This window comes from Flavobacterium sp. (assembly GCF_965277525.1).
In the GTDB taxonomy this organism is placed as follows: domain Bacteria; phylum Bacteroidota; class Bacteroidia; order Flavobacteriales; family Flavobacteriaceae; genus Flavobacterium.
In genome coordinates, this window is sequence record NZ_CBDIDC010000011.1 from 80431 (window position 1) to 94128 (window position 13698).

Sequence of the window (13698 nt, forward strand, 5' to 3'; positions counted from 1 at the left end):
GCGAATTTCCACTAATCAAATAGTAACGATCCACAATCGGCATAAAAAATTGTGGAAATTAGTGGCAAATCAAAAAAATTAGAAAGCGGTATTGTTTTACACTTTAAAAATGAGTTTCCTTTTATAGAAAACCCACAATAGGCAAGACCAAAACAATGCATAGGATAAAGCATACGCTAATGAGGCATTCAACGGATTTTCAAAACAAGTTGCAATCCCAAATTTGTAAATGTATGTCTGAAGATTGATTTGTTCCGTAGCTATTTCCGGATCCTGAATCTTAATGTAACTCAATACTCTTGGTATAATACCCGAAAAGAAAAATACAATCATAGGATTTACTCCCCAGATTAAAAACAGCTTAGTCCATTTTTTATAGTTGGCTACATCTATTATATAGTATAAAAGTGTTAAACATATTGTTGCTATTCCGGCAGTATACAAGACATAAGAACTTGTCCATAGCGATTTGTTTATGGGGAATATGATGTTCCATACTAAACCCATAATCAACAGGGCAATTCCTGTAATGGCCATTTTTTTTACGATTTCAATTTTCGTAATTGGGAAGTTTAGTATTTGCCCGATAAACATTCCCAGAATCCCGGTTCCAATAGCCGGTAAAGTGCTCAGAATTCCTTCCGGATCCCATGTTTTAGAAACGCTCCATAAATGTCCGTTCAAAAGTAAATTGTCTAACCAGGCAGCCAGATTCGTTCCCTTTTCGAAATTAGCAGGGCCAAATCCGGGAACAGGAACAAAAGCCATCAATAGCCAGTATAGCACTAAAATAGAAGCGGCAACGATAAGCTGCGTTTTCAGGTTTGTTTTCAGATACAAAAGAGAGGTGAAAAAATATACAATTCCTATTCGTTGTAAAACACCGGGGATTCTTGCATCCTGATAAGCTTCGATTTTGCTGTAGGCCAAAAATAGTAGTATTGCGAGAATACCTAACACGAGATAGGTTTTAATTTTTAGAGTAAAGTTCCCTAAAAGTGCATAGGCTGCCGCAAAGGCTATAATTAGCCTAATGGTCAATAAAGGAATTCCTTCCAAACCAAATAATTCGAATCGGCTGAAAAAAGCTAAAAATAACCCTAGACAGAAAATTCTTAAAGAGCGCACCACAATTTTATTAAAAACACCGGAATCAAAATGTTTGGTAGGCATTGCAAAAGGAATTGCAGTTCCCATTATAAAAACAAAAAAAGGAAAGACCAAATCGGTAGGTGTACAGCCGTTCCATTCGGCGTGTTCTAAAGGCGGGTAAATGGAGGCCCAGCTGCCCGGGTTGTTGACAATGGTCATCAATAAAATGGTGAATCCCCTAAATACATCTAGTGAAATTAAACGTTCTTTTGTCATTGGTTTGTTTTGTTTTTTGGTTTCATTAATTATTGATAAGGAGAAAACTGTTTTTAAGGTGGAAAATAAATTTTGCTCCTGCAAAAGAGATGTACTTCCTTTTGTATGCTTTATTTTATAATGGCTTCCTGAATTATTTTCTGAATATCTTCACGTATTTTTCCTTTTGCTAATTTATTCTCATCACCATTAGTTCCCGGATAGGTTCTGTTCGATAAAAAGACATAAACAATTTCTGTTTCGGGATCAACCCAGGCTATGTCTCCTGTAAATCCGGTATGGCCAAAACTAGAAGGTGACACACATGCACAAGTTGGACCGTCTTTGCCTATTCGTTTATCAAAACCTAAACCTCTTTGTATGCCTTTATCTGCATAATAACAAGTATTGAAAGCATCGAATGTCTGTTGAGAAAAATATTGTTTGTTGCCGTAGTTTCCTTTTTGCAAATACATTTGCATCATTTTAGCAACATCCATGGCATTAGAGAAAATCCCTGCGTGACCTGCAACTCCGCCTTCCATAGCTGCTGCCATGTCGTGAACATATCCCTGAATCACCTGATGTCTGAAATAAGTATCAATTTCAGTAGGGGCGATGTTGCTTTTATCGAATCTGTCTAACGGATTGTAAAGTGTATTATTCATCCCGAGCGTACTGTAAAAATTTTGCTGGCTCAGGTCTTCTAATTTTTTATGCGTCTTTTTTTCTAAATATTCTTTTAAGATAATAAAAGTAAAATCGCTGTATCTGTATTCTTTTTTTAGCGATAATGGACTATCGGCAATGATTTTCATGATGGTGTCGTGATAATCATTTCTGATATAAAGACTGTCTGCAACTTTTGTAGAAAATTGAGATTCGGCTATTTTACGGTAATATTTGGTTGAAGGTTTTCCATCACTTCCTAAAGTTGCCTTATAAAACGGAATCCATGCCTGTAATCCCGCATAATGTGTCAGTAAATCCTTGAAGATGATGTTTTCTTTGTTTGTTTTGGCAAAAAACGGCACCATGTCTTTTAATTTTGTGTCCAGGTTTACTTTGTCTTTATCGTATAATTGCATCACGTTAGGCAGCGTTGAAATCATTTTTGAAATCGAAGCAACATCGTACAAGTCCGTATTGGTCACTTTTTTACCGTTATCATAAGTTTGATTGCCGTATGATTTCTGGAAAATGACACTTCCTTTTCTGGCGACAAGTACCTGCATTCCCGGAGCCATTCTGCCATCGATTGCTTTTTGGGCTATAGCATCAATTTTAGATAGAATAACCGGATTCATACCTATATTTTCTGGTGCAGTAAACGCCAAACGGTTTAATTTTTCTGTTGTTAAACCATCATTTACATGAAAAAAGGTATTAATAGATACCGGCAATTTTCCTTTGGCTGAGATGGCTCCAAATAACAATTCAGCCGAAACTACCTGACTGATATTCGAGTTTTGGTAAGAAACTACCAATCCTTCAATATCATCAAAATCCGTAATGGACAACAGGGAATAAGGTTTTGCGAAAATATCCAGAATTACTTTGTTGTGCTTTGCAATTTCCTGCAGCCAAAGCAATTCAGCAACTGTAAAATCCTGCTTTTCCCAGGGTTTGTTGATTTTGTGAAAACCAATTATAACAGTATCGTATTTTTTTAGTTCGTTGTTGAGATTGTCGATATTAGTGTTGGAAACTTCGGTAACTTCCGTATATTTTTTTAATGTGGTGACAAAAGTGCTGTTGACATCATCTCCCATTTTGACATAAGCGATCTTCTGATCCAGGTTTTGGATAGGAAGAATGTCTTTTTCATTTTTTAAGACCGTAATGGCATTTTCATATAATTTATAATGCAACGCATCATTTTGCGACGGATTGAGGTCATTATAGATATTTTTGATGGCTATTGGCTTGTAGTGGTTCAATCCCGCTTTGAATTTGTAATGCAATATTTTTTTTACGGAATGTGCCAAACGTTCTTCTGTAATAGTCCCTTCATTATAGGCTGTTTCTAGTTTTTGTACTGCCACCGGTACATTTTCGGGACAAAGCAAAATGTCATTTCCGGCAAGAAATACAGCCAGCTCCAGCTCACCGGGAGCTTTAAAATTACTGGCACCTTTCATGGCCAGTCCATCGGTAAAAATCAAACCTTCAAAACCTAATTCTTTTTGAAGCAGATTGGTGACTACATTATAAGAAGCCGAAGAAGGATAATTAGGTCTTGGTTCTAAACTTGGGATATTAAGATGGGCAACCATAACCGATACCAGACCTTCATCGAAAATTCGTTTGTACGGATACAATTCGATCAGTTCGAGGTGTTCTTTGGAGAAACCGACCAGAGGCAAAGCATAATGCGAATCTGTTGAGGTATCACCATGTCCGGGAAAATGTTTTCCGGTACTAAAAACGCCCTGGCTTTGTACCCCTTTCATTAAGGCAATGGCCCTGTTGCTTACATTGACTTTGTCTTCGCCAAAAGAACGGTTGCCAATAATAGGATTTTTAGGATTGGTATTGATGTCAAGAACGGGGGCAAAATTAAAATGAATTCCGATTCGTTTGTCTTCGGTACCCAAATTTCTTCCAACATTTTCAATTAAACTTACATCCTGAATAGCCCCTAAAGTCATGTTCCAGGGATAAATATAGGTCGAATCAAGTCGCATTCCCAATCCCCATTCAGCATCAATTCCTATAAATAAAGGTACTTTTGCTTTCGACTGGTATAAATTGGTTAATCTGGACTGACGAACCGGGCCACCCTGAAAAAAAATCAATCCGCCCACTTTATACTCCTGAACTAATTTATTGATTTCATTGGTATGCAAAGAATCTTTATTAGAATAGGCTGAAACCATAAACAACTGACCTATTTTTTCACGAAGCGACATTTCGCCGTAAATACTGTCAGCCCAACTGGTTTCCCTGTCAGAATCTTTGAAAAAAGTTTTTCTTTCAGATTTATTTGGAGCTACGTAAACGACCGTATCTTTTGAAACGGGGTCTTTTGTTAAAACTGTAGGCGTCTTGTCTTTTTTAGAAGCACAATTGGTTATCAGAAGGAGAAGTGTGGCGTATAAGCTGATTTTTATGCAATAGTTTTTCATCGTGTACTTTTTGGAGGATATAAATTTCTAATTCCTTATCATTTTAGTTATAGCAAATTGTGTATGCTTTTCAGGTGGTTTAAAAAGAGATCTGTTTACTGCTGCGGGAACTTGTCAGGAATAATCCCAGATATGTCAATAATCCGTTTAGCACAATTAGTTCATTGTCGAAAACATATCCTGAAAACAATATTTTTGAATTTTCATTGATCAGATAGGTAAAGAAAGGAGATAGTAAGCAGATTACAGGAACTAGCTTGTCCTTTACATTTCTTGATTTTTGAAACAATCCAAAAGCGTATAATCCTAACAACGGACCGTAGGTATAAGAAGCAACTTTGAATATCATACCTACGACAGAACTATCGTTGATAGAATTGAAAATCAGTATGACAAAGAATATCAATGCTGAGAAACTAATATGAACCCAATGTCTTTTACGAACGGTATTTTTCATATTATTTTCGGCTTTGTCCATACCTAAAAAATCAACGCAAAAAGAAGTCGTTAAAGCTGTTAATGCAGAATCAGTGGTAGCAAAAGTTGCGGCAATGATTCCTAATAAAAATACGATTGCCGGAATTGTAGCCAAATGGTTCAGCGCGATTTCAGGAAAAAGTAAATCAGTTCGCGGTTTGCCTGTAATCAAATCAGTTGGGATCACAATTCCGTTTTTATTGGCATAGATGTAAAGCAAAGCACCAACGCTTAAAAAGAAGATATTGATGATAACGAAAATCCCTGTAAAAGTGAACATGTTTTTTTGTGCCTCGCCAATGTTTTTACAGCTGAGGTTTTTTTGCATTAAATCCTGATCAAGCCCTGTCATGGCAATAGTAACAAACATTCCGCCTAATATTTGTTTTACAAAATGAAATTTACTGCCCAGAAAATCGTCAAAGAAAAATATTTTGGAATAATTGCTGTTTTTTACTTCTTCGAAAGCTCCAATGGCACTTAAATCCATGCGGTCGCAAATAAAATAAATGGTAAGAAAAACCGAAGTAACCAGGAAAAAAGTCTGTAAAGTATCTGTAATAATAATGGTTTTTAATCCGCCTCTGTACGTATAAGAAAAAATGAGGATTAAAGATATTAATACGGTAAAGGCAAACGGAATGTGATAAAAATCAAATACAAAACGTTGTAATACAATAACTACCAGATAAAGTCTGAATGCCGAGCTTACGGTTCTGCTGATCAGAAAAATAGAAGCAGCCGTTTTGTAGCTGTAAAAGCCCATTCTTTGTTCGATGTAGCCGTAAATAGAGGTTAAATTCATTCGATAATACAACGGCAATAACAACTTTGTAATCACTATAAACCCAATGGCATTCCCCAAAACAAACTGAAAATATTTGAATTGTTCCCCGCTTGCAGCACCAACTTCTCCGGGAACAGAGATAAAAGTTACTCCGGAAAGAGCCGTTCCTATCATCCCAAAGGCAACTAAATACCATTTAGAGTTTTTATTGGCCGTAAAAAAAGCATCATTACCACTATCTTTTCTGCTTACTCTGTGCGAGATGTAGAATAATGTTCCAAAATAAATAATAATTAGAAGAAGGATTGTGCCTGGTGTCATTTTATAGTTTTAGTGGTTTGGTTTTTATGCTGTTGACAGACGTAACCAATGTTTAAAACGGTTAGGTCTTTGCTGAATCCCGAATGGTTTAATTTAAGGGTTTAATGGGTATAAATTTAGAAAAGATTCTAAATAGTTTTAGGATTAAACTTCCAGATTTTTGTTCTGAGCGAGTAAAACGGCCCTTACACTTTTGTGCTTTTTCAATAAGTCAGAAGCCAGTTCCTGATCAATTTGAAGTTCTTCGATAATCATTTCAACGGCCCTTTGTACGAGCTTTTTATTAGACAATTGCATGTCGATCATTTTGTTACCGTAGATTCTTCCTAACTTGATCATGACAGATGTTGAGATCATATTCAGCACTAATTTTTGAGAAGTACCGGCTTTCATTCTCGTACTTCCGGTTAGGAATTCCGGCCCTACAATCAATTCGATCGGATAATCAGCTTCTTTTGAAATCAGGCTTTCACTATTGCAGGAAATACTGCCGGTTACAATATTATTTTCCCTGGCCTTTTTTAGTCCGCCAATAACATACGGGGTATTTCCTGAAGCAGCAATTCCGATGACCACATCTAAATTCGAAATTTCGTATGCTGATAAATCTCTCCACGCCTGATCAACGTCATCTTCTGCATTTTCAATCGCTTTTCTAATAGCAGATTCACCGCCGGCTATAATACCAATAATCCAATTGTCCGGAACTCCAAAAGTAGGAGGGCATTCTGAGGCATCAAGAACACCAATTCGTCCTGATGTACCTGCTCCAATATAAAAAAGTCTTCCGCCAAGTTTCATTTTTATAACAATCGCGTCTACTAATTTTTCGATATTTGGAATTTGCCCTTCAACGATATCGGCTACTTTTTTATCTTCCTTATTGATGTTCGAAAGCAACTCATTTGTAGTCATTTTATCTAAGTTGACATAAAGAGATTCGCGTTCTGTATCCGGATTTATTTGTGACATTTTATTTTTTTTTTAATTTTAAATTGATTTTTTTATTTTTTTGAGAAAGATTATAATCCCGTTGATTTAGTAGATTAAATAATTGGAACGCATTTTTTTGAAGGCTTCTAAATCCTTCTGCCAGGTTTTTCTGATTTCATTTTCTGAAACTCCGCTTTCAATTTGCTGTTGTAATTTTTTTGTGCCGGCAAGTTTGGTAAAAAAAGCATTGAAGAACTTCGTTTTGTCACTGGTATTTTGATAGGCTTTTAATAACCATTTTAATTCTAATTGCGTTAGTTTAGGATACGTGGTTAAATCTTCACCAAAACATTCTTTTCCATTATAAAGAGGATCCTTGGCACCAAAATTTGGTTTTGGGGTAAAGCTGAAGTTCGTTTTCTTTAAAAATGGAGAACCGTAAATTTGGAATTGTTTTTCGGTCCCGCGTCCCACACTTACATTCGTTCCTTCAAAAAGACACAAACTGGCATATAGGTTTATAGCTTGATCATTGGGTAAGTTTGGGGAAGGTTTTACCAATAAGCGATACTCCATTTTTCGGTTATAATCGACACAAGGAATAACGGTCAGTTTACACTGAACGGCGTTTTTAAGCCATTTTTCACCATTGATCATTTGTGCATATTCTCCAATGGTCATTCCGTGAAGTAGCGGAACAGGATGCATGCCCACAAAACTGGTAAATTCTTTTTCTAAAAGTGGTCCGTCTACAATACCGCCATTAGGATTGGGCCTGTCAAGAACGATAAGTGGAATCCCGTTTTCTGCACAAGCTTCCATAACATAATGCAAGGAAGAAATATAGGTATAAAAACGTGCTCCAACATCTTGCAAATCAAATATCATAATGTCTATTCCTGCTAATTGTGCAGGTTTAGGTTTTTTATTGTCTCCATAAAGAGAAATAATAGGCAATCCGGTTTTTGGGTCTTTTCCGTCAACTACGAGTTCGCCTGCATCCGCAGTTCCTCTAAATCCATGTTCCGGGGCAAAAATGGTCTGTACGGCGATTTTTTTCTCTAATAAAAAATCGACCACATGTGTTTTATTGGATAAAATTCCGGTCTGATTAGTGACGATTCCTATTTTCTTATCTTTCAGTAAGGGCAGGTATTTTTCGTAATTATCAGCTCCGGTCTTAATGGTGGTTTTATTAATTTTTATGGGGCTGGTTGTTACAACAGGCTTTAATGAATTCGAATAAGACGGGGTGTACATTACAGAAAGTATAAGAAGCACACTTTTTACTATGAATTTGATCATTTTACGGTATAGTTTAGCAGTTAGAACACAAAAATCGACTAAATAAAATTAGAATATTATTTGATTACAATTTGATTTTTTTTGACGGATGTCTTAAGAGTAGTCTAAAAAGTTTGTTCTGAGCGTTTCAGACCATGATTTTTTATTTTTCGTCAGATGATTTAATGTCTTTTAGAAAGAAATAATTTAAAAATACTACCTCTGTTTTTGTATGTTCAGAGGTAGTGTATTATTTTTAGTTCCTGAGTATTACCAGCCCGGATTTTGTTTTAATGTTACACCCTGAGCTTTATACAGATCAATATCATTAGTTGGAATATTCATTAAATAATGTTTGGCTTCAAAATTTCTGTTGCTGGTTGGATAAATTTTCACATATCCGTTTGCATCTACTACCGTTTGTGTTCCAACAGGAGTTCCAATTCTGGCACCAAGATTGGCATCCGGATTTTTTGAAGTATCTAAATAATCTCCTTTTTTCCAACGGTAAATATCAGCTTGTCTTAAAGTTGTCCAGCTCATAAATTCAATTTGACGCTCACGACGAACTTCCCAGATTAAAGGATTTACAACACCCGAAATTTGTTCTAAAGCAGCTGTTCTTCTTGGATCATTGATTTGTACACCACCTGCAGAAGCATTCGTTCCGTCAGTAGTCAAAGGTGCAATTCCTGCACGGGCACGTACTTTATTGATCGAAATATCAAGATCGTTATTGGTAGCGTTACCCAATTCAGCAGCAGCTTCGGCGTAATTTAAATATACTTCGCTCAATGTAAATAATGGCGCATCAGTATAATTACGTCCGCCTGTTGTAACGTCAGGACCTGTTGTTGCAGGATTGTTGTACAATTCGAATACATATCCTGACATCGAAACCAATGCAGCGGTACCAAATGATTTTCCTTTATAACCGTAGTTGGCAGGATTTACAGTTTTACCAAAACGGGGATCTCTGTTGGCAAATGTCTTTGTAACGCTGTCATCACCGGTATACTGAGCATTTCCTGCTTGTTGAATTGGTAATCCGTTTGTTGTTACATAACTGTCAGCAGCCCATTTTGTTAAACCATATTGTATTGTTGAGCTATTCGTATAGTTTTGTAAAGAGTGCATCAATACGTTTGTTAAATAACGTTTTGCAAGAATCACTTCTGTATTACCCAGTAACTCAACAGAGTTGTAAAGCGATTTCCAATCGGCATTTAATTTATAAGCAGGATTGTTCATTATCGCTAGTGAAGCCACTTTAGCTTTGTTCAGATATGTGCTGCCATCCTGACCTAAGTGATATTTTCTGTAGGTTCCCTCATAAAGACAGGCATTGCTTAAAGCAGCATAAGCCGTGTACTTATTTACAGTAGCATTTTTATCATCATTTGCAAGCATCAGGTTTGCAGCTTCTTCTAAATCTGCAATTACTTTATCCATGATTTCAGCTCTTGGCATTGCCGGAGCGTAAACTGCAGGATCTCCCTGAACCAGATATTTATCAGTATAAGGAACGTCTCCAAATTTTTGTACTAAACGATAATAAGTATAAGCCCTGAAAAATTTAGCGACTCCAATATAGTGGTTCTTTTTTTCTACAGGCATAGCCACATTGGGTACTTTATCCAACATCAGGTTGCAGCGACGGATAAGCGTATAATATTCATTCCAGGAATAAACATTTGTAGTTGCTGCCGTAACCGGCATTTGATAAAAAGTAAATGCAGACAAGTTATCATCTACTCTGTAATCACTTCCATGATAATAGAAAAAAGAGAGTCCGATTGTTGTGCCATTTCCGTAACCATAAAAGGTATCATAGTTAAGCCATGAAAATGTTTTTACATTATCTTCTGATTGCCAGAAGTTATCGTTTGTAAATTTATCTGCTGGATCATCAGTTAGATAATCTGAACAACCAGCTACGGTCATTGATGCTATAGCAGCAAACAGAAGCAGAAATCTTGATTTTATATTTGATTTTTTCATTTTAAAAGTTTTGAATTGTTAGGATTAGAAAGAAAGCTCAACACCAAAGGATATTGTTTTGGTATAAGGATAAGCCCTTCCCCAGAAAACTTCTGTTTCATCAATTTCAGGGTCAACAGGAAGACGTTTGTCTGCCCAAGTTACCAGGTTTTCGCCTGATGCATAAATTCTTACTTTCTCTAAGCGCGCTCTTTTTACTAACTCTTTTGATAGTGAATATCCAAGAGTAACATTTTTTAGACGGAAATAAGACATGTCTAATAAATATCTTGTTGATGTAACAAAGTTGTTTGAACCTGTAGTACCTGAACCAAGCGTATTCGCTTCATTCCCGTAGTACGGGTTTGGAAAATAAGCCCCCGTATTTTCCGGTGTCCAGTAATCAGCCTGATTGGCATACATTTGCTGAGGTGCACGATAAAAAGGCAAAACAGCATCAGAAGCAGCCCAGTAATCACGTTTTCCAACTCCCTGAAAGAAACCTGAAACATCAAATCCGCGGTATTTCCCACCTAATGTTATACCATATTTGTAACGTGGAGTGGTGTTACCAATTTTGCTTAAATCTCCATGATCGTCTGCTGTTCCTGCTCCACGTGATATAACACCATCTCCATCCTTGTCTATATAATGTACATCTCCGGCTCCGTATTTAAAGTTACCGACCATTGTTTTAGAGTAATCAACACCATTTACCGTTTTACCGTTATTGGTAATTACATCATCAGCCTGAAGAAGTCTGTCACTGGTTAAACCCCAGATCTGACCAATTTCGAATCCATCATAATAAGGGTAGGTATCTGTGGTAACTATACCTAATAATTTAGAAGTATTGTTCCATTTTGTAATTACAGATTTATAATCTGACAAAGCCACATCCACGAAAACAGAAGCATTTTCGCTAAGATCTTTATTAAAGTTCAAAGATAATTCCCATCCTCTTGTTTGCATGTTTCCTGAGTTGGTTTGAGCAGCATTTTGTCCAAATGAACCCGGAAGCGTTATGCCGGGAGCCAACATTCCTTTTGTGTCACGTTGGTACCAGTCAAACGAAGCACCAAGCATATCAAAAATTCTTACATCAATACCCACATCTTTTGTGTATACTTTTTCCCAGGTCAATGAAGGGTCAACATTAGTAGGTAAATTAGTAGACGGAGGCAATGTAGAACCGCTGTTTACCCATGAAGGATTTTTTGCATTCATGATAGATAAGAAAGCATTGTTTCCTACGTTTTGATTTCCAATTGCACCGATAGAACCACGTATTTTAAGGTCGTTTAACCAGCTACGCGTGCTTTCCATGAATTTTTCATTCACAATTTTATATCCTACAGAAGCAGAAGGGAAGAATCCCCATTGTTCGCTTGTAGGGAATTTTGAAGAACCATCATAACGGGCATTTAATTCTAATAAGTAAATTCCGTTGTAATCATAGTTGATACGGCCAAAGAAACCCGCAATCGAGTACGTTGTTTCTGTTGGGTTTAGATCTTTATTAGCAGATCCTGAAACAAATTGTTCCCCTACGGCAAGATTAAACTCCGGTTTTGATTTATCTAAAAGGGTGTTTCTTCTTGCATAATTACGGGAGAAATCCTGCCATTCAGAGTTAAAACCTGCTAAAAACTTGAAACCATGTTTGTCTATTTGTTTTTTGTAGTTCCCATAAATGTTTACCACATTTGTAACGGACTCTGATTTAGATTGTGCTACATAATCATTTCCTGTTTCAAGAGTTGCAGGCACAGCAGTTTGTATTGTGGTAGCGTCATAGGGCATTGCAGACCAGCTGTCCCAAGCTAAGAATTTACCACCATTTTGTTTTCTGTCGTATGTGTTCGTTACGTTACTTACTTCGGCTATCACATTAAAATTTTTAGTGATCTCTGCTGTAAATTTGGCACTTAGCCTGTTGTTGCGTTGTACGTTTTCATTTCTTGATGCATTAGACAAATAACCTCCTGCAGTACGGAAATTATAGCCTCTGTAGGTTCCGAAATTTGGAAAATATTGCCCCCAACGAAGCGCATATCCAAAATAACCACCATAAGTGGTATCATCAGTACCAGAACCACCATAGTAGTTAAACGGTTGGTCGTACGAACTGTTAATAGTCATTATTTTGAAATCACCTGTAAGCCAGTCAGCCAATTTTGTAGTAAAACCTAAATTGATGTTGGTTCTTTTTCTTTGTTCCTGATTTACTCTTAACATACCGTCCTGATTAGTAAGACCGAATGAAGCAAAGAAAGAGCTTTTTTCTCCTAAGTTACCTTGTGCAGAAAGATTGTGAGTAGTCTGAAGCGCATTGCTTGCATACAATTCTTTATTAGCATCCCAGACTCTGTAGAAATAAGGAGTACCATTTTTTATTTCCCAGTCTTCACCATACACCATCTCATTACTGGTGCGATTGTTTGCATATTTTTCTTTCCAGTTTTTAATTCCGGCAAGTAAAGTGTTGTAGTTTGCACCAAAGATCTCTGGTACAGCACCGTCAGTACGTGTTCCGGCAGCAACTAATCCCGGAATTTCTTCTGTTGGATCTAAGAATTTTAAGGTAGAAATAGGATTAACGAAAGCGGTATTGGCAGAATAAGAAAATTTCACTTTTCCTTCTCCTGTTTTTCCTCCTTTAGTTGTAATCAAAACTACTCCAAAAGCGGCACGTGCTCCGTAGATAGAAGCAGAAGCGGCATCTTTAAGAACGGTCATGGTTGCAATATCATTTGGATTAATAAGAGATAAATCCGTCGGAACCCCATCAACCAAAATTAAGGGATCATCTGAACCATTAATAGTTCCGTTTCCGCGAATGTTTATTTTAGCTACACGATTGATATTTCCGGAGTTAAAACTAACATTTACACCAGGTGTAGTTCCTTGCAAGGCTTTGCTTACATCTGTTAGAGGTCGGCTGCCAATTGTCTTAGCTACATCGATTGAGGCAACAGCGCCGGTTAAATTCGTTTTTTTCTGAGAAGAGAAACCTACGATTACAACTTCATCTAATTTAGAAGTACTTTCTAAAAGATCAATGTTGATTTTTTGCTGTCCCTCAATTTTTACGATTTTAGTCTCAAAACCCATATAACTAAAGCTAAGACTTTGACCTGAAGCTGCCGGGAGACTGAAGTTTCCGTCAAAATCAGTTGTAGTACCGTTGGTACTTCCTTGAATAAGAACACTAACGCCAGGTAAAGGAAACCCGTCCGCCTTGTTTTTTACAGTTCCTGTAATTGTTTTTGTTTGCCCAAATGTTGTCTGAATGAACAAAACCAACAATGAAATAAGGAATAATTTTTTCATAATTATTTGGTTTTTTAATGGTTGTTGAGCAAATATATTTATTTATTGCGTATAAATGCAATATTGTGTGTTTTTTTTAAAAAAAAGCTCAATAAAACGCAAAATAAT

The 13698-nt window shown here is 36.6% G+C and carries 7 protein-coding genes; all 7 read right to left on the reverse strand.

All coding sequences use genetic code 11. The features are described from left to right. Positions 1-96: 96 nt before the first annotated feature. Positions 97-1368: an acyltransferase family protein gene (locus ACQY44_RS21385; RefSeq protein WP_428232300.1), complete on the reverse strand. Its 1272-nt coding sequence runs from the start codon at positions 1366-1368 to the stop codon at positions 97-99. A 110-nt stretch (positions 1369-1478) separates the two neighbouring features. Next, positions 1479-4475, reverse strand: coding sequence for a glycoside hydrolase family 3 N-terminal domain-containing protein (locus ACQY44_RS21390; RefSeq protein WP_428232301.1), 2997 nt, complete (start codon positions 4473-4475; stop codon positions 1479-1481). A 79-nt stretch (positions 4476-4554) separates the two neighbouring features. Then, on the reverse strand, positions 4555-6060 hold the full coding sequence (locus ACQY44_RS21395) for a sodium:solute symporter (protein WP_428232302.1): 1506 nt from the start codon (positions 6058-6060) through the stop codon (positions 4555-4557). 144 nt (positions 6061-6204) lie between these two features. After that, a complete protein-coding gene (gene murQ / locus ACQY44_RS21400; RefSeq protein ID WP_428232303.1) occupies positions 6205-7032 on the reverse strand; it encodes an N-acetylmuramic acid 6-phosphate etherase in 828 nt (275 codons plus the stop codon). 66 nt (positions 7033-7098) lie between these two features. After that, a complete protein-coding gene (locus tag ACQY44_RS21405) occupies positions 7099-8298 on the reverse strand; it encodes an exo-beta-N-acetylmuramidase NamZ family protein (protein ID WP_428232304.1) in 1200 nt (399 codons plus the stop codon). Between the two features lie 249 nt (positions 8299-8547). Further along, entirely contained in the window at positions 8548-10278 is a 1731-nt protein-coding gene (locus ACQY44_RS21410) for a RagB/SusD family nutrient uptake outer membrane protein (RefSeq protein WP_428232305.1), read from the reverse strand. 24 nt (positions 10279-10302) lie between these two features. After that, a complete protein-coding gene (locus ACQY44_RS21415; RefSeq protein WP_428232306.1) occupies positions 10303-13590 on the reverse strand; it encodes a SusC/RagA family TonB-linked outer membrane protein in 3288 nt (1095 codons plus the stop codon). Positions 13591-13698: the final 108 nt, after the last annotated feature.